Source organism: Gordonia sp. SCSIO 19800, from assembly GCF_018132775.1.
Lineage (GTDB): Bacteria > Actinomycetota > Actinomycetes > Mycobacteriales > Mycobacteriaceae > Gordonia > Gordonia hongkongensis.
Map to the genome: position 1 here is coordinate 1 of NZ_JAGRQM010000019.1, position 16,945 is coordinate 16,945.

Genomic DNA, 16,945 nt, shown 5'->3' on the forward strand with positions numbered 1-16,945 from the left:
GACTCGCCTAGCGGCTCGTTGCCGGCTCAACCAGCGGGGGTGGGCGACTCGCCTAGCGGCTCGTTGCCGGCTCAACCAGCGGGGGGCGACTCGCCTAGCGGCTCGTTGCCGGCTCAACCAGCGCAGGGGGGGTATCGGCTCGACCAGCGGAGGGCGCGGCGAAGGGTCCTGTCACGCATCGCAACAGGACCCTTCGTGACGCTCGCAAGCTCGCTCCTCAGGGATCGGAGGGTGACGCTCGCAAGCTCGCTCCTCAGGGATCGGAGGGTGACGCTCGCAAGCTCGCTCCTCAGGGATCGGAGGGTGACGCTCGCAAGCTCGCTCCTCAGGCTCAGCGGGCGAGCTTGAGTACCTCGCCCCAGCCGATCCGCGAGCCGGTGCGCAGGATGGACCGCTGGTAGATCCGCGCGGCGATCCAGGTGGCGGCCGCGCACGCGGCGCCCATCAGGCCGAAGGTGACGATGATCTGGACGGCATCGGTGTCACCGGTCGCGATGCGCATCGGCATGAGTGCCGCGCTGAACGGCGGTATCCAGCTGAGCACCTCGATCAACGTCGAATCCATTGCCTGCACACCGAAGATGCCGGAGTACAGCACCGCGACCGCGAGGAATGTCAGCGGCGCGGACGACGAGTTCAGCTCCTCCTGCCGGGAGACGATGGCCCCGGTTGCCGCGTAGAGCGAGGAGAAGAACAGGAAGCCGAGGAGGAACCAGGCGATCACCGCCGCGAACATCCCGATGGCGGCGCCCGGAAGGGTGAGGATTCCGGTCGCGGTGCCCGCGATCAGCGCGGTGGCACCGAGCAGCACCACCTGCCCGAGGGCGACCACACCGATGCCGATGATCTTGCCCCACAGCAGATGCAGCGGCTTGATGGTCGCCAGGAGCAGTTCCACGACGCGCGACGTCTTCTCCTCGACGACGCCGACGGCGACCATCGTGCCGCCCATCATGATCGCGGTGACGAGCAGCACCACCCCGACCATCGCGATGAGCAGGCGCTGTCCCTCGTCGGGGTTGTCCGGTTCGGTCTGCGAGACCGAGATGTCCACGGTCGGCAGGGTGGCGGAATCGACACCGCGTTCGGCCAGTGCCGCAGAGAGATTCGCCTGCGACACCGCGGTGCGGATCGGGCCCTCCACAGCCGGTTCGAGGCTGTCCTTGGTGATGATCACATACGATCCCGGCGTCTCTCCGGGCACCAGCGCGGCCTTCACGTCGCCGCTGTTGACCCGATCGCGTGCCTGTTCGACGGTGTCGGCCGGCTCGGTGGCGATCGTCGTGCCGGAGGCCTCACCGATGGAGACGATGGATTCGGTGACGGCGGCCGGCTGACCCACGACGGCGACCTTCTCGACGTCGTCGCCGCCGGAGAACAGGTTGATGATGATGGACCCGGCGACGATCACGATCATCAGCAGCGCGGTACTGACGACGAAGGACTTGGTCTTGGCGCGCGTGGTGATCTCGCGGCCGGCGACGAGTCGGATCGCCTGTGCGGCAGATGCTCTCGGATCGGAACCGGTGGTTGCCACCGGGGTGTCGGGTAGCGTGGTCATGCGGAAACCACCTCTCGGAACAGGTCGGTCAGGGACGGGGTCGAGGTCGCGAACCGGTGCACCGGCCCGTTCCGGAGGGCGGTCGCCAGGATCAGCTGATCGTCGGCGATATCCGGGTCGATCAGCAGGCGGGTCGTCTCGCCGTAGTCGACGCCGCGGACACCGGGCAGGGAGTCGGCCCACGCGACATCGGCACGCGGCCCGGTGATCTCGAGGGTGATGCCCTCGCGTGCACGCAGGTCGTCGACCGTGCCGAGGGCGCGCATCTCACCGCGCGCGATGATGCCGACACGGTTGCAGAGCCGCTGGACGAGGTCGAGTTGGTGCGAGGAGAAGATCACCGGGATGCCCTCGGCTGCCTTCTCTTTGAGCACGTCGCTCATCACGTCGACCGCGACGGGGTCCAGGCCGGAGAAGGGCTCGTCGAGTACCAGGACGCTGGGATCGTGGACCAGGGCGGCGGCGAGCTGGACCCGCTGCTGGTTGCCGAGGCTCAGGTCGGCGACGTTGTCGTCGTGGCGGGCGCCCACGCCGAGGCGGTCGGTCCACCGCTTGACGGAGTCCTGCGCCTCGGCCGCCGACATCCCGTGCAGCCGTGCGAGAAAGGTCAGCTGTTCGCCGACTTTCATCTTGGGGTACAGGCCTCGCTCCTCGGGCATGTACCCGATTCGACGACGCAGATCGAGGTCGATCGGCTGGGTGCCGAGGCGAACCTCTCCGGCATCGGCGGCCAGCACGCCGAGGATTATGCGCATGGTGGTGGACTTGCCGGCGCCGTTGCTGCCGACGAACCCGAAGATCTCACCCGGGTCGACGGAAAAGGTCATGTCGCGCAGCGCGATGAGGTCTCCATACCGTTTGTGGAGCCCGTCGACGATCAGTGGTGCGGTCATTGCGCACTCTCCTCACTGGGAATGGTTGTCGTATCCGATGGCAGTGCTTCGAGATCCTCGGGGTCCGGATCCGCCATCCACCAGGCGGTGAGCATGGTCGGTACGCAGATCGCGGCCAGGACGAGCGTGATGAGCAGGATGGCCGATCCGTAGACCGCCTGGCCGGACACCTGGTCGTCGAAGCTGAGGACGACCAGCACCGCGTACGGGATGAACATCAGGCTGTACAGAACGGTGAAACCGATGGAACGCGCCGAATTGCGTTGCGCCACCTGGATCTCATCGAGAGCGGTGACCGGCGTGTCGGCGATCGACCCGGTGACGATCCGCGTCAGGTACAGGGTCGTGATGATGCCGGCGAGTCCGATCAGGAAGGGCACCAGAAAGATACCGGTGTCGAAGAACGCGAGAATCGAGCTGAGGATCAGCAGGATGGCGAAGAACGCCTGCACGAGCACGAGTCGTCGATAGGTTCGCCGGGTGCGCCACGAGGTGAGGCGGTGTGCGTTCTTGTCGTTGAACTCCTGGTGCCGGCGGCCCCGCCACTCCTCGTAGCGGCGCCAGAGGGCGGGTGTGGCCTCCTCGGGGATGGCCGAATTGGGGTCGTTCATCGTTCACCTCCGGACTCGTCGGTGTGGGTGGCTGGGTGCAGTTCTTGACGGGGCGACGATTGGCGCCGGTACAGCGCCGACGACATCGCCTCGAACTCGTGCCGGCTGAACACCGCCTCCACCGGTAAATCGAAGACGTCGCAGATGCGGAACGCCAGGTCGAGGCTGGGGTAGTTGTCGCCGCGCTCGAGTGCGCCCACCGATTGGACGTTGATGCCGACGACTGCGGCGAGTTCGGCCCGCGACATCCGACGCTCCGCCCGCAGCACGCCGATGCGGTTGTAGATGGGGAGCTTTTCCCCACGGCGTATTGGACTCACCTGACTCAGTGTTGTGAAAACACAACACCTTGTCAAGTGGTGACAACTACGCCGTGTTCCCAGAAGAGCGTAAGGGCACCCCGAGCAGCTCGGCCGCGACCCGTGCCGCCTCCCGCCCGGCGCGATTGGCCCCGATCGTCGAGGCCGACGGGCCGTAGCCGAGCAGTTGGATCCGGGGATCGGCGTCGACGACCGTCGCGAGGCGGCCGGCCATCGTGATGCCGCCACCCGGCGCGCGCAGGCGTAACGGGGCGAGATGGTCGATGGCGCTGCGAAAACCGGTGTTCCAGAAGATGACGTCGACATCCAGGTGCTCCGGGACGTCCGGGTGATCGGGGGAGTCGCCGGATGGTCCGTCGCAGTCCCAGCACACCCCGGTCTCGGTGATGCGTGTGAACATCGGGCGCCACGCGAGGATTCCGTCGCGCTGCGCGGCCGCGATCGCGGGGGTGAGTGCCAGCCCGGTGACCGACACCACCGAGGTGGGTGGGAGCCCGGCGCGCACCCGCCGTTCGACGCGGGCGACGGCCTCGCGCCCCTGCTCGGGGGTGAACGGTTCCGGGTTGAAGACGGGCTCGCGCCGGGAACACCAGAACGTCTCGCTGCCGGGCGCCTCCCGGGCGATCTCGATCAACAATTGGATGGCGGAGATGCCCGCGCCGACGACCAGGACCCGCTTGCCCTCGAACTCCGCGGGCGAGGTGTAGTCGTGCGTGTGCAGCTGCCGGCCGCGGAAATCGGCGGCCCCGGGGATATGTGGGATGAACGGACGGTCCCAGGTGCCGGTGGCGTTGACGATGAGTTTCGAGGTGACCGACCCGCCGTCGCCCAGCTCGGCGCGGAAGCCGTCGTCCTCGCGGCGCACGGCGCGCACGTGCACGGGTCTATGCACGGTCAGACCGAACTTCTCCTCGTACCGCCCGAAGTACTCGGGGACGGCGGTGGCCGCCGGGAGCTCATCACAGTCCAGGCCGAGAGCCTCGACGAGGCCCCACCCCGGCAGGTCGTGGACGCGGTTGGCGGTGGCGAGGGTGAGCGTCGGCCACCGGAACTGCCAGGCCCCGCCGGGCCCGGGGGCGTGGTCGAGCATCTGGTAGCGATCGCCGAGGCCGAACCGCTCGAGAAAATAGGCCGCCGACAGTGCGGCCTGTCCGCCGCCGATGATCAACACATCCGAGTGCGGTGCGGGCGCTGCGCCGGCCGGGGAGATCTGCACGTCCCCACCTTGTCACGACGTGTCGAATGGGTGCGGTGGGTAGGTTGGGGCCCATGATTCACTCCACCACCGACGGGGCGGTCGTCACGATCGAGCTGGACCGGGCCGACAAGCGCAACGCCCTGAACGACGAGATGCTCGCCGGCCTGTCCGATGCGTTCGACGCCGCCCTCGCGTCCGGCGCGCGCGCCATCGTGGTGACCGGGCGGGGGCCGGTGTTCAGTGCCGGCGCCGACCTGTCCGGTCCCGTGTACGAGAAGGGCTTTCTCGACACCCTCGTCGGGACCCTGAAGAAGATCGAGTCATCCCCGGTGCCCGTGCTGGCGGCGCTGAACGGCTCCGCGATCGGCGCAGGATTGCAGCTGGCGATGGCCGCCGACCTCCGGGTGATGGCGCCGGATGCGATTGCGGGCATACCGGCGGCGAAACTCGGAGTCGCCGTTGATGAATGGACCATCCGACGCCTGGTGTCGCTGGTGGGGGCGGGGCAGGCCCGGGGGATGCTGATCGGGTGCGATCCGCTGACCGCCGACCGTGCGCACGCACTCGGGTTCGCCAACCGCATCGGCGACCTCGCCGACGCGCAGCATTGGGCGGACACGATCGCCGGCCTCGCCCCGTTGACGCTGCAGCATTACAAGCTCGTGCTGAACGGCGACGGTGCGCGCGACGCCGCGCCCGAGGATCGGGCGGCGGCGATGATGCGCGCGTGGGAGAGCGACGACCTGCGGGAGGGCCGTGCGGCCCGGGCCGAGAAGCGTCCGCCGCGGTTCACCGGGTCCTGACCCGGAGGGACGCTACCGGCGGTGGATCGGTCCGTCGCCGGCGTGCAGCGGTGCGCCGGTGGCGCCGTGCCGCTCGGCGATGAGTTGCGCCGAGATGGCGACTGCGACCTCGCCCGGGGTGTGTCCGCCGAGATCGAGGCCCAGGGGTGAGCGCAGCCGGGCGAGTTGGATGTCGTCGACGCCCGCCTCGCGGAGGCGTTGGTCGCGATCGGCGACCGTCCGCCGCGACCCGAGTGCACCGACGAAGCCGAGTTGCCGGCAGCCGAGTGCCACCTGCAGGGTCGGGACGTCGAACTTCGGGTCGTGCGTCATCACGCAGACCGCCGTCGACGGACCCACCCGGCCGTCCCGGATCTGTTCCGCCAGATAGCGATCCGGCCAGGAGACGACGACCTCGTCGGCGTCGGGGAAGCGTTCGGGGGTGGCGAACACCGGTCGTGCGTCGACGACCGTCACCCGCATGCCGAGGCCGGCCCCGATAGAACTGAGTGCACGCACGAAGTCGTTGGCGCCGACCAGGATCAACCGGGCCGGCGGCCCGAAGGTCTGCACGAAGGTCCGGGGACGTTCGTCGGACGGGGCATCGCAGTCGTCGACGCCGATGAGGCCGGTCCGGCCGGTGGCAAGGAGGTCGGCGACGTCGCGGTCGAGGCGGCGCCACGGCTGCTGTGAGGCGGCGGTGGCGAAGTACCAGTCGGTCTCGTCGGTGAGGGTCGTGGCCCACGAGACGGGTTCGCCGGCGTCGATCGCCGCCGCGAGTCGGTCGAGCTGGCCGCGCCGACCGCTGCTCGGTGCGACACGTTCGACGAGAACTTCGATCTGCCCGCCGCAGGTCAGACCCGGCGCGGGACTGTCGGGATCGTCGACGCCGTACTGTTCGACGATCGCGACCCCGTCGGCGAGGACGTCGCGGGCGGTGTGCACGAGAGCTGATTCGACGCAGCCACCGGACACCGAACCGATCACGGTGTCGTCCTCGGTCACGATCATGGCCGCGCCGAGCTCGCGGGGTGCCGATCCCGACGCGCCGACAACCCGGCAGAGTGCCACCGGACGCGCGTCGTCGCCGTCGAGGAGTTCGGTCAGGGACCGCAGGACGTCGCGCATGTACTCCAGTGGACCAGATCTCCCCGACTGCGGCCACGTGGGCGGCGGCCGGCCGACGTCACGACTTCTCGATGATCCCGGGGGCGCTGGCCGAACCCGCCGCACGGTAGCCGAACATGCGGCTGAGATCGGCGGCCGCGGAGACGACGGTCGCGGTCAGCTCCTCCGTGTCGTCCGGGTCGAGCCGATAGCGCGGGCCGGAGACGCTCAGGGCCCACACGATGGTGCCCGTGTGATCGCGTACCGGTGCGGCAATCGCCACCAGCCCGACCTCGAGTTCCTCCACCGCCATCGCCCAACCCCGGCGCTCGACCTCGCGCAGGTCGGCGACGAGGTCGTCGATGTCGACGACCGTGTGGTCGGTGAACCTGGTCAACCCGCCCGCGAAGGTCTCGCGCGCCTCGTCTTCGGACAGACCTGTGAGCAGGACCTTCCCCGAGGACGTCGCGTGAGCGGGGGAGGCCTGGCCCACCCAGGTGCGGAGGGCGACCGCGGACGGTCCTTTGGCCTCGACGACGTTGATCGCCTGCGACTCGGCGAGGACGGCGAGATTGGTGGTCTCACCGGTCTGCGCGGCCAGCGCGTCACAGGTGTCCTGCCCACATCTGGTCATGTCGAGGGTTGCCATCGTCGACCCGGCGAGGCGGACCACCGTGAGGCCGATCCGGTACTTGCGACCGTCCGGTACCTGCTCGACGAAACCGCGTGCCTCGAGTGAGGAGACGATTCGGGAGACGGTGGATTTGTGGACGCCGAGCTCGTTGGCGAGTTCGGTGATGCCGGCCGACCCGGCGGACCCGATGAGCTCCAACACCTGCAGTGCCCGATCGACCGCGCCCCCCGGACGTTCGGTCTCCGCACTCTGCTCAGTCATCGCAGCGCCCAGGGTACCGGTCGGGGCGGGTGGGACCGGAACCGCGTCGCGAACCGCGGCAAGCCGTCCCGGGCGGGTCACGGGCGTCGGTGGGTACCCGGAACCGCTCATCTCCGGGTCCGGGTCATCTGAGGATCGACCACCGGGTCGGCGATGACGACGGCCGTGTGATGGGTGGTCTGGTAGGCGACGTCGACCGAGGTGTCGTCGGGGAGGTCGGCGGGCAACCAGGCGTAGGCCAGGCACGCGCCGACCGTCGCCGACCACCCGGCGCTGGTGACGTAGCCGACGACCCGGCCGCCCACCGATACCGGCTCCTTGCCCAGGACGACCGCCGCCGGATCGACGAAACGCAGGGTGCGCAGCGTGTTCGGCGCATCACGCTCGGCCAGGGCGGCGCGGCCGAGGAAGTCGTCCGCGGTCTTGCGGATGGCGAAACCGAGCCCGGCAGCAGCGGGCGTGTGCTCGGTGGTCATGTCGGAACCGGCCGCCCGATAACCCTTCTCGATCCGCAGGCTGTTGAAGGCGATCCGGCCGGCCGCGATGATGCCGTGGGGATCGCCCGCCGCTGCCACCGCGTCCCACAGCGCCGGTCCGTCGGCCGCGGAAGTGTAGATCTCCCAACCGAGTTCGCCCACGTACGAGACCCGCATCAATGTCACCGGGATTCCGGCCACGGTGGTGGTGAGCGCACGGAAGTAGCGGAGGCCGTCGTTGGTGAGGTCGGCCGGCGTGAGCGGTGCCAGCACGTCGCGCGCCAGCGGGCCCCAGAGACCGAGACAGCAGGTGGCCGTGGTGATGTCGCGCAGGACGACCGAGCCGTCCGCCGGGAGGTGCCGGTTGATCCAGTCGAAGTCCAGCGGACCGTTGGCGCCCACCTGGAACACGTCGGCGGCGAGCCGGGCGACGGTCAGATCCGAACGGATGCCGCCCTTCTCGTCGAGCATCAGCGTGTAGGTCACCGAGCCGACGGACTTGTCCATCTTGTTGGTGGTGAGGTGTTGGAGAAGGGCGAGCGCACCCGGACCCGACAGCTCGAACCGGGTCAGCGGGGTCATGTCGTACATCGCGACGTGGCTGCGGGTGTGCGCCGCCTCGGCGACGGAGACAGGCGACCAGTGCCGGGCCGACCAGCTGTCGCGCTCCGGTATGACGAGCCCGTCGGCGAGCTTCTGATCGAGCAGCGGACGGTTGGCCTCGTACCAGGCGGGTCGTTCCCAGAGCCCGCTCTCCCAGAACTCGGCGCCGAGTGCGGCCTCGCGGTCGTGGAACGGGCTGAGACGCACGTTGCGCGGGGCCTTGCGCTGATCGTGCGGGTGGATGATGTCGTAGACCTCCACGAAGGCCTGCGAACTCGTGGTGAGGATGAAGTCGTCGGTGAGTGCGTCGTCTTCGAAGCGGTACAGGTCGGTCTCGTGGACGTCTATACCGGGGGTGCCGTCGATCATCCACTCCGCCATCGTCTTCGCGACGCCCGCCGAGTGGGTCACCCACACGGCCTCGGCGACCCAGAAACCGGCCAGGTCGCGATGTTCGCCCATGACCGAATGGCCGTCGGGGGTGAACGAGAAGATCCCGTTGAAGCCCTCCTCGACCTTGCCGTTGCCGAGTTCGGGTAGCAGGGCCACCGAGTGCTGCCACGCGTCGTCGAAGTCCTCCGGGGTGAACATGAGCTTGGAGGGCATGTCCGCCAATGTGATCGCGGTGTCGTGGTCCAGATCGCCCACGTCCGAGGGCATCGGCCGGTGACCGTAATAGCCGATGCCGATCCGGTCGCCGTGTTCGCGGTAGTACAGGTCGCGGTCCTGGTGGCGCAGGATCGGCAACGTCGCCTCGGCCAAAGCGGAGTTGACGCCCCTGCGAGAGGCGACGGGGGTGGTGATCGCGTATTGATGGGCCATCGGTACCAACGGGATGGTCAGTCCCACCCGGCGGCCGAATTCGCGGCCCCAGAAACCGGTGCAGCACACCACGATGTCGGCGTCGACGACTCCGGTCGTGGTGCGCACCCCGCGCACCTCGCCGTTGGCCTCGACCACGTCGATGACCTCTTGTCCGCCACGGAACTCGGCGCCGCGCGCCATCGCGCGGCGGGCCTGGGCCTCGACCGCGCGCAGCGCTTTCGCGAGGCCGTCGTTCGGCGTGTGCAGCCCGCCGAGGACGGCGTCGCGTTCGAGGAGCGGATGCATCGCAGCGCATTCCGCGGGGTCGACGAGTCGGTGTTCGATGCCACGAGCGGCCGCCCACCCGGCCTTGCGATGCAGGTCCTCCCACCGTTCCAGGGTGGTGGCCAGTTCCAGTCCGCCCACCGGGTTGAAGCACCAACCGTCGGGATGAGCGAGCGCGGAGAACTTCTCGATCGTATAGGAGGCGAGCGCGGTCATCGTCTTGGACGGATTCGTCGCGAAGACGAGGCCCGGCGCGTGCGACGTCGACCCGCCGGTGGCGAAGAGCGGGCCGCGGTCGAGGACGGTGACGTCGGTCCAACCGCGCTGGGTGAGCTCGTCGGCGAGTGAGGTACCGACGATGCCGGCGCCGACGATCACGACTTTCGGTGCAGCCATGGGGAACAATCCTTTTCGGGCAGGTGTGGGGTCTGTAGGAGCCGGGTCCGGGGCCGGTCAGGTGAAGACGACGGTGCTGGTCCCGTTCATCAGCACCCGGTACTCGCTGTGCCACCGCACGGCGCGCGACAGGGCGAGTGCCTCGGCGTCGCTGCCGACGGTGGCAAGGCGCCGCGGATCATGCGTGTGGTCGATGCGGATGACCTCCTGCTCGATGATCGGGCCTTCGTCGAGATCGGGGGTCACGTAGTGCGCGGTGGCGCCGACGTACTTGACGCCGCGCTGGTGCGCCTGGTGATAGGGCTTGGCGCCCTTGAACCCCGGCAGGAACGAGTGATGGATGTTGATCGCCCGGCCACGCAAGGCCGAACAGGTCTCGTCGGAGATGATCTGCATGTACCGGGCGAGGACGACCAGATCGACGTCGTAGGACGACACCAGGTCGAGCATCGCGTTCTCGGCCGCCGGCTTGGTCTCCGGGGAGACCGGGAGGTGGTGGAACGGAAGGCCGGCCGATTCGGTCATCGGGGCCAGGTCGGTGTGGTTGGAGGCGACCGCGACGAGCTCGCCGCCGAGGGTGCCCGACCGCCAGCGGAAGATCAGGTCGTTGAGGCAGTGCCCGAGTCGAGAGACCATCACCAGGATCCGCCGCGGCGTCTGGTCGTTGATCGAGAACTCGGCGCCCAGGCCGCTGGCGAGATGATCGAAGGCTGCCGACAGCTGCTGCGAGCCGGACTCGTGGGCGGACGCGAATTCGGTTCGCACGAACAGGGTGTGGGTCATCGGGTCGTCGTACTGCTGATGGTCGAGCACCTCGCAACCGTGTCTGTAGAGGAACGAGCTGATCGCGTGCGTGACGCCGCTGCGCGACGGGCATCGCAGGGTGAGGGTGAATCGGTGAGACATGGGGTTCCTCTACGGCAGCGGGGAAGGAGCGGGCACGATGGCGTACTCGGTGGCGGCGTCGACGAGCCACGCGGCGAGGTAGTCGGCGTAGGAGTTGCGGACGAGGAGGGCGAATCCGTCGGGAACGCGATGCACGATCACCGCGGCCTGGGCCAGCAGTGTCTGGGCCACGTCGTCGGGCCCGAAGGTCCTCGGCGACAGATCGATCGCGCAACCGTGGGCGAGGATCGTCTCGGCGTGCGGGCCGCCGACGACGAGGCGGGTGCGCTGGCCGGAGGCATCGGCGACATACGCGCCGCCCTGCGCACGGTCGGCCATCGCCGCGGCGAACTCGTGCGGTGCGATGCCGGCCGCGTAGGCGAGATACTCGTCGGGACCCAGCCAGACGACCGTGGTGTCCCCGTCGCGCGTCATTCGGCAGGCGCCGGGCAGGTCGAGCTGCTCCGCCGCGACGGGTTCAGTCGGTCGGATCACCGTCTGCGCCACCGGGGTCGGGCGCAGCAGTACGGCCGGGGCCAGTTCGGCGAGTCGCGCCGACCAGTTCTGCAACGGTGGGACCGGTTCGAGCGCGCCGGTGTCCGGCAGAGAGTGCACGGTGGTGTCAGCCATCGCGTCGGGCTCCTTCCGCGTCGACGAAAACGGTTGTGGTGATCTCGACTTCGCACAGCGTGTCGCCGATGGGGACATCGAGCCGGCTGCCGATGAGGTCGCGACCGCCCTTCACCAGCGCAAGGGCGAACGGGCGGTCCAGCTCGGCGCTGCGATAGCTCGACGTCACGTGCCCCAGCATCGGCACCGGCGGCGGTGGCAGGGTGCGGTCGACGCGGTGGGAGATGATCTGCGAACCCTCGGGGAGCCGGGTGCTGCCGTCGACCGGCAGCAGTCCGACGAGGTGCTTGCGGTCGGGCGCCGTCGCGGATTCACGCGCGAATGATCGCTTGCCGATGAAGTCCGGCTTCTTCTTCGAGACCACCCAGCTCATCCCGAGGTCGTGGGGCGTGACGGTGCCGTCGGTGTCCTGGCCGATGATGGGATAGCCCTTCTCGGCGCGCAGGACGTGCATCGTCTCGGTCCCGTAGGGGGTGATGGCGTGCGGTTCACCGGCGTCGATGAGTGCCTGCCACACCGCTTGGGCATAACCGGCCCCGACGTTCACCTCGTAGGCGAGTTCCCCGGAGAAGCTGATCCGCCCGATCCGCACGGGCACGCCGCGAAAGGTGGTGTCCCGCCACGTCATGAACCCGAACGCATCGTTCGAGACGTCGAGATCGGGGAACACGGTGCCCACCACGTCGCGCGAGCGTGGGCCGACCACCGGGAACGTGGCCACCTGGTCGGTCAGCGAGGTCATCCACACCCGGAGGTCCGGCCATTCGGTCTGATGCCATTCCTCCATCCAGTCGAGGACGGCCGCGGCGTTGCCGGTCGTGGTGTACAGGGTGTAGCGGTCGTCGGCGATCCGCATCGCGGTGCCGTCGTCGAACACCATGCCGTCCGCGCCGCACATGACGCCGTAGCGGACCTTGCCGACTGCGAGGGTGCTCATCATGTTGGTGTAGAGCAGGTCGAGGAAGGCCGGGGCGTCGGGCCCGGCGACATCGATCACGCCGAGGGTGGAGCCGTCGAGGATTCCCACTCCCGTTCGTACGGAGGCGCATTCGCGGAGGGCCGCGTCGTGCATGTTCTCGCCGCCACGCGGGTAGTACCGCGGCCGTTTCCACTGGCCGACGTCCTCGAAGACGGCGCCGCGCTCGACGTGCCAGTCGTGGATCGGGGTCCGCCGCACCGGGTCGTACCGGTCGCCGCGATCACGTCCGGCGAGTGCGGCGAAGGTCACCGGGGTGTATGGAGGACGGAAGGTGGTGGTGCCGGCGTCGTTCACGGGGATGCCGAGCATCTCCGCGACGATGCCGGAGGTGACGATGCCCGAGGTCTTGCCCTGGTCGTGCCCGGTGCCGATGGTGGTGTAGCGCTTGACGTGTTCCACCGATCGCATCCCGGCACCCAGCGCCCGGGCGATGTCGGCGACGGTCGCGTCGCGCTGGAGGTCGACGAACGAGAGTGTGTCGTCGTCGGGACTGCCGGGCACGTACCAGCAGACGGCCGGCGCGGCCGGAATCCGCTCGGTGACGCGCGGGATGGCGCGCAACTCCGGTGGCGCCATACCGAGTCCGGCGAGGGTCGCCACCGCACCGCGTCGACCGTCGGCCAGGCAGTCGCCCAAGGTGGTCGAACCCGCTGCGGCACCGACGATCTCGGTCTTAGACACGGTTCCCGTGGGCAGGAAGGTCGCGGCTCGGTCGTCGAAGGCGATGGTTCCGCGCAGTTGACTCCAGAGGTGTACCGCCGGATTCCAACCGCCACTGACCAGGACGGTGTCGCAGACCAGGGACGAGCCGTCGCTGAGGTCGATCCCGGTGACCGCATCGGTGCCGTGGGCTCGGATCACGGTCGTACCCGCGAGGATCGGGATGCCGCGCAGGCGGGCCTTCTCGCCCAGGTCTGCGCTGACGGCCGGGCGGACGTCGACGACGGCGGGAACCGAGACCCCGGCGTCGACGAGCGTGAAGGCCGCGGTGTAGGCGGAATCGCATGCGGTGAAGACCACGGCCGTCCGGCCGACCCGGACGCCGTAGCGGCTGAGGTAGTCACCGCCGGCGCCGGCCAGCATGACCCCGGGCACGTCGTTGCCGGCGAAGACGATCGGTCGCTCGTGGGCGCCGGTGGCGAGAACGAGACGACGAGCCCGGATACGGTGCACCCGTTGCCGGGAGAGGTGTGCGGAGGCGTCGCTGCCGAGGTGGTCGGTGCGGTGTTGGACGGCCAGGACGAAACCGTCGTCGTAGGCACCGAACGCGGTCGTACGGGTCAGGCGCGTGACGTGCGGGTGCGAATCGAGTTCGGCGACGGCTTCGGCCACCCAGCCGACGCCGGGAGTACGGCCACCGGGTTCGCTGCGCTCGTCGACCAGGAGAACGTGGGCTCCGCCACGGGCGCAATTGAGGGCCGCCATCAGGCCCGCGGCGCCCGCACCGACGACGAGCACGTCCGGATGGTGGTGGAGCGAGTCGTATCGGGCGTCGTCGACGGTGCTGCTCAGCTTTCCCCAGCCCGGTACCCCGTGGGCGACGAGGCCGGGACACAGGGCGACGGTGGTGGCCGGCACCATCGGTTCCACGAACGGGGCGTCGATGCCGACCTGCGCGGTGGCGTCCTCGGCCCAGGCTCCGGTGACGCCGCGCGGGCGCCCGAGGTTGACGCTGGTGGTGACCACCCGCACCCCGTTGGCGAGCAGGGCCGACGCGAGGGTGTCGCCCGCGTAGCCGCGGTAGGTGACCCCGTCGAAGACGAAGTCGATCGGGGTGCTCCGGTCGATACGCCCGCCCGATCCGGTCCGGAAGGGCTGGGCGAGCGGCGTGTCGGGGGCGGAGGTGCTCATCGGGTTGCTCCGGGTTCGGGCGCGGACGGCGTGCCGGCGCGGGATCGCGAGGGCGCCGATTCGCCGGTGAAGGCGTAGGTGAGGGTGTCGCGCCCGACGGTGAACCACTGGCGGCACCCGGTGGTGTGGCACCACCGTTCGGTCATCGACCCCTTGGGATTGGGCCGGAAGAACAAGTAGTGTGCCCACGCGGTGTCGTCGAGGTCGGCGGGTCGCTCGGGATAGGCGACACCGGCCGCGGCACCGTAGTGGAACTCGGCTTCCTCGCGGGGCCCGCAGTGCGGGCAGCGGATCATCTGCATCGTGGTGTCCTCGGCGGTGGCGGGTTCAGTGGGCGACGGCGGCCGCGCCGTGCTCGTCGATGAGGCGGCCGGTGACGAACCGGTCGAGGGTGAACGGTGCGTTGACGGCGTGCGGGCTGCCGGTGGCGATCGTGTGCGCCAGCGCCCAACCGACGCCCGGGGTCGCCTTGAATCCGCCGGTGCCCCAACCACAGTTGAGGTAGAGGTTCTCGTACGGGGTGGCACCGACGACGGGCGAGGCGTCGGGGGTGACGTCGACGATCCCGCCCCATGTCCGCAGGAGGCGGGCCCGCCCGAACACCGGGAACAGCTCCACCGCGGCAGCCATCTGACGCTCGATGATGTGGAAGGCGCCGCGCTGCCCGTATCCGTTGTAGGAGTCGACCCCGGCGCCCATCACCAGCTCACCCTTGTGGGCCTGGGACACGTAGACGTGCACCGCGTTCGACATCACCACGGTCGGGTGGATGGGCTCGAGGAGTTCGGACACCAGGGCCTGCAGCGGGTGACTCTGGATCGGAACCCGGAAACCGAGCTGGTCGGTGAGCGTCGAGGTGTGTCCGGCGGCGCACAGCGCGACGGTGCCCGCAGCGATGCGGCCGCGGGTGGTCTCGACGCCGACCACCCGGTCGCCGTCGGTGACGAACCCGGTGACCTCGCAGTTCTGGATGATGTCGACCCCCGCATCGCTGGCGCTGCGGGCGAAACCCCAGGCGACGTAGTCGTGTTTGGCAATGCCGCCGCGGGGTTGAAAGGTCGCGCCCAGCACCGGATAACGGATGTCGGAGGATGTGTTGACGATCGGGCACACCTCCGCGACCTGCTTGGGATCCAGCCATTCGGCATCGATGCCGTTCAGTCGATTGGCCTCCACCCGCCGGATGCTGTCGCGCACATCCTGTTCGGTGTGGGCGAGGTTCAGCACGCCGCGCTGGCTGAAGAGGATGGGGTATCCGAGCTCGTCCTCGAGACCCTCCCACAGCTTCAGCGAGTGCTCGTAGATCCCGGCGCTCTCGTCCCAGAGATAGTTGGATCGGATCAGGGTGGTGTTGCGCGCCATGTTGCCGCCGGCCAGCCAACCCCGTTCCAGGACGGCGACATCGGTGATGCCGTGGACGCGGGCGAGGTAGTGGGCCGTGGCGAGACCGTGGCCGCCGCCTCCCACGATGACGACATCGTAGGAGGACTTGGGTTCGGGTGCGCGCCAGAGGAACTCGGGGTGGTGGGGGAGGTGGGCGCCCAGGGGCGCCGTGCCCGCGGGACGCGGTGTTTTCTGGCTTGTCATCGTCGGGTCTCCCTCAGAAATCGATCACGACCGGGGACAGGGGTTCGGCGCAGCAGAGCAGGATCTTGCCCTGCGCGATCTCTCGTGGGCGGATACCGCCCTGGTGGTTCATGACCACGTCGCCGGAGACCTTGCGGACCTTGCAGGAACCGCACAGGCCCACACCACACGTCGATGGCAGGGTGACGCCCGCTTTGGCGGCGGCGGCGAGGATCGTGGTGCCGGGACCCACGGTGACCCGCCGGGCGCGTCGGGAGAAAGCGACGACCACGCCGGTGTCGGACTCCGACTCGTCATCGGTGGGCAGGCTGAACCCGAAGCTCTCCTCGTGGATCCGAGCGAGAGCCGAGCCGGCCGACACCAGTGCGCCGCGCACGTCGCTGCGAAAACGCCCGGGGCCGCAGAGAAACACCTCGCGGTCACCGAGGTCGGGGCAGACCCGTTCGAGCATCGCGCGGTCGATGCGCCCGCGGTGTCCGGTCCAGTCGGGGAAGTCGCCGGCGCCCATGCGCGTCGCCGCGAACGCCAGTGTCACGTTCGGATGCCGACGGGCGAGTTCCTCGAGTTCGTCCCGGAATGGGATGTCGTCGACATTGCGCGCACTGTGCACGAAGGCGATGTCGAGCGGGGACTCGCTGTCGGTGACCGATCGGAGCATGGACATCACCGGCGTGATGCCACTCCCGGCCGAGACGAACAGGTACTTCTCGGCCGGACGAGCGGTGTAGGTGAATCGACCCAGCGGTCCGGAGGCGGTGATCATCATGCCTTCGACCATGTTGTCGTGCAACCAGTTCGAGACATGGCCCCCGGTCACGCGCTTCACCGAGATCGACAGGCCCCCCGGCCGGGTCGGGGGTGAGGAGATGCTGTAGCAGCGCTGGACGGGCCGGCCGTCGATCTCCACGGTCATCGCCAGGAACTGACCGGGGGCGAAGACGAAGGTCCGGTGGTCGTCCGGGCCCCCGGCAGCGGAGCGCGACGGCGACCCGCCCGCGACCCGGAAGGTGAACGTCGCCATGTCCCGGGTGGTGTCGGTGCGGGACACGCACTGCAGGAAGATGTTGTCGGCCATGGTCGCT

15 protein-coding genes are annotated in these 16,945 nt (G+C 69.2%); 1 reads left to right on the plus strand and 14 read right to left on the minus strand.

Features of this window, described 5'->3' with window-relative positions:
* Positions 1 to 331: 331 nt before the first annotated feature.
* Genes KB201_RS18755 through KB201_RS18775 form a run of 5 tightly spaced genes read right to left on the minus strand, consistent with a single transcriptional unit; the run spans position 332 to position 4,601 of the window.
* Entirely contained in the window at positions 332 to 1,561 is a 1,230-nt protein-coding gene (locus KB201_RS18755) for an ABC transporter permease (RefSeq protein WP_211540088.1), read from the minus strand.
* Positions 1,558 to 2,454 carry an ABC transporter ATP-binding protein gene (locus KB201_RS18760; RefSeq protein WP_211540090.1) on the minus strand — a complete coding sequence of 299 codons (897 nt, stop codon included), beginning with the start codon at positions 2,452 to 2,454 and terminating at the stop codon, positions 1,558 to 1,560. The genes KB201_RS18755 and KB201_RS18760 overlap by 4 nt, the downstream gene beginning before the upstream one ends.
* Positions 2,451 to 3,065, minus strand: coding sequence for a hypothetical protein (locus tag KB201_RS18765; protein ID WP_058251584.1), 615 nt, complete (start codon positions 3,063 to 3,065; stop codon positions 2,451 to 2,453). Before KB201_RS18765 ends, KB201_RS18760 begins: the two co-directional genes overlap by 4 nt.
* On the minus strand, positions 3,062 to 3,385 hold the full coding sequence (locus tag KB201_RS18770) for a helix-turn-helix transcriptional regulator (RefSeq protein WP_058251583.1): 324 nt from the start codon (positions 3,383 to 3,385) through the stop codon (positions 3,062 to 3,064). Before KB201_RS18770 ends, KB201_RS18765 begins: the two co-directional genes overlap by 4 nt.
* Positions 3,386 to 3,431: 46 nt before the next feature.
* Positions 3,432 to 4,601 (minus strand): NAD(P)-binding domain-containing protein, encoded by a 1,170-nt coding sequence (locus tag KB201_RS18775; RefSeq protein WP_078113440.1) that lies wholly within the window; start codon positions 4,599 to 4,601, stop codon positions 3,432 to 3,434.
* Positions 4,602 to 4,654: 53 nt separating this feature from the next.
* On the opposite strand from KB201_RS18775, the gene KB201_RS18780 reads away from it, so the two are divergent.
* On the plus strand, positions 4,655 to 5,386 hold the full coding sequence (locus KB201_RS18780; RefSeq protein ID WP_058251581.1) for an enoyl-CoA hydratase: 732 nt from the start codon (positions 4,655 to 4,657) through the stop codon (positions 5,384 to 5,386).
* A gap of 12 nt (positions 5,387 to 5,398) precedes the next feature.
* Here KB201_RS18780 and KB201_RS18785 read toward each other — a convergent pair whose 3' ends face one another.
* The 9 genes from KB201_RS18785 to KB201_RS18825 form a co-directional block, all read right to left on the minus strand.
* A complete protein-coding gene (locus KB201_RS18785; RefSeq protein WP_058251580.1) occupies positions 5,399 to 6,493 on the minus strand; it encodes an XdhC family protein in 1,095 nt (364 codons plus the stop codon).
* 58 nt (positions 6,494 to 6,551) lie between these two features.
* Complete coding sequence (locus KB201_RS18790) at positions 6,552 to 7,367, minus strand: IclR family transcriptional regulator (RefSeq protein ID WP_078113464.1); 816 nt, start codon at positions 7,365 to 7,367, stop codon at positions 6,552 to 6,554.
* A gap of 107 nt (positions 7,368 to 7,474) precedes the next feature.
* On the minus strand, positions 7,475 to 9,931 hold the full coding sequence (locus tag KB201_RS18795; protein ID WP_078113439.1) for an FAD-dependent oxidoreductase: 2,457 nt from the start codon (positions 9,929 to 9,931) through the stop codon (positions 7,475 to 7,477).
* Between the two features lie 57 nt (positions 9,932 to 9,988).
* Positions 9,989 to 10,837: a formyltetrahydrofolate deformylase gene (purU, locus tag KB201_RS18800; protein WP_078113438.1), complete on the minus strand. Its 849-nt coding sequence runs from the start codon at positions 10,835 to 10,837 to the stop codon at positions 9,989 to 9,991.
* A gap of 9 nt (positions 10,838 to 10,846) precedes the next feature.
* Positions 10,847 to 11,446: a sarcosine oxidase subunit gamma gene (locus KB201_RS18805; protein ID WP_078113437.1), complete on the minus strand. Its 600-nt coding sequence runs from the start codon at positions 11,444 to 11,446 to the stop codon at positions 10,847 to 10,849.
* Complete coding sequence (locus tag KB201_RS18810) at positions 11,439 to 14,276, minus strand: 2Fe-2S iron-sulfur cluster-binding protein (RefSeq protein ID WP_078113436.1); 2,838 nt, start codon at positions 14,274 to 14,276, stop codon at positions 11,439 to 11,441. The genes KB201_RS18805 and KB201_RS18810 overlap by 8 nt, the downstream gene beginning before the upstream one ends.
* Positions 14,273 to 14,578, minus strand: a complete 306-nt coding sequence (locus tag KB201_RS18815; protein WP_078113435.1) for a sarcosine oxidase subunit delta — start codon at positions 14,576 to 14,578, stop codon at positions 14,273 to 14,275. The genes KB201_RS18810 and KB201_RS18815 overlap by 4 nt, the downstream gene beginning before the upstream one ends.
* A 25-nt stretch (positions 14,579 to 14,603) precedes the next feature.
* Entirely contained in the window at positions 14,604 to 15,863 is a 1,260-nt protein-coding gene (locus KB201_RS18820; protein WP_078113434.1) for a sarcosine oxidase subunit beta family protein, read from the minus strand.
* Between the two features lie 13 nt (positions 15,864 to 15,876).
* Complete coding sequence (locus KB201_RS18825; RefSeq protein ID WP_078113433.1) at positions 15,877 to 16,938, minus strand: hybrid-cluster NAD(P)-dependent oxidoreductase; 1,062 nt, start codon at positions 16,936 to 16,938, stop codon at positions 15,877 to 15,879.
* Between the last annotated feature and the right edge of the window lie 7 nt (positions 16,939 to 16,945).

Excerpts from the sequence above, each read along its gene's own strand:
- KB201_RS18820 (WP_078113434.1), bottom strand. The coding sequence starts at position 15,863 with ATGACAAGCCAGAAAACACCGCGTCCCGCGGGCACGGCGCCCCTGGGC.
- KB201_RS18765 (WP_058251584.1), bottom strand. The coding sequence starts at position 3,065 with ATGAACGACCCCAATTCGGCCATCCCCGAGGAGGCCACACCCGCCCTC.
- KB201_RS18760 (WP_211540090.1), bottom strand. The coding sequence starts at position 2,454 with ATGACCGCACCACTGATCGTCGACGGGCTCCACAAACGGTATGGAGAC.
- KB201_RS18790 (WP_078113464.1), bottom strand. The coding sequence starts at position 7,367 with ATGACTGAGCAGAGTGCGGAGACCGAACGTCCGGGGGGCGCGGTCGAT.
- KB201_RS18815 (WP_078113435.1), bottom strand. The coding sequence starts at position 14,578 with ATGCAGATGATCCGCTGCCCGCACTGCGGGCCCCGCGAGGAAGCCGAG.
- KB201_RS18785 (WP_058251580.1), bottom strand. The coding sequence starts at position 6,493 with ATGCGCGACGTCCTGCGGTCCCTGACCGAACTCCTCGACGGCGACGAC.
- KB201_RS18755 (WP_211540088.1), bottom strand. The coding sequence starts at position 1,561 with ATGACCACGCTACCCGACACCCCGGTGGCAACCACCGGTTCCGATCCG.
- purU (WP_078113438.1), bottom strand. The coding sequence starts at position 10,837 with ATGTCTCACCGATTCACCCTCACCCTGCGATGCCCGTCGCGCAGCGGC.
- KB201_RS18810 (WP_078113436.1), bottom strand. The coding sequence starts at position 14,276 with ATGAGCACCTCCGCCCCCGACACGCCGCTCGCCCAGCCCTTCCGGACC.
- KB201_RS18825 (WP_078113433.1), bottom strand. The coding sequence starts at position 16,938 with ATGGCCGACAACATCTTCCTGCAGTGCGTGTCCCGCACCGACACCACC.
- KB201_RS18805 (WP_078113437.1), bottom strand. The coding sequence starts at position 11,446 with ATGGCTGACACCACCGTGCACTCTCTGCCGGACACCGGCGCGCTCGAA.
- KB201_RS18780 (WP_058251581.1), top strand. The coding sequence starts at position 4,655 with ATGATTCACTCCACCACCGACGGGGCGGTCGTCACGATCGAGCTGGAC.
- KB201_RS18795 (WP_078113439.1), bottom strand. The coding sequence starts at position 9,931 with ATGGCTGCACCGAAAGTCGTGATCGTCGGCGCCGGCATCGTCGGTACC.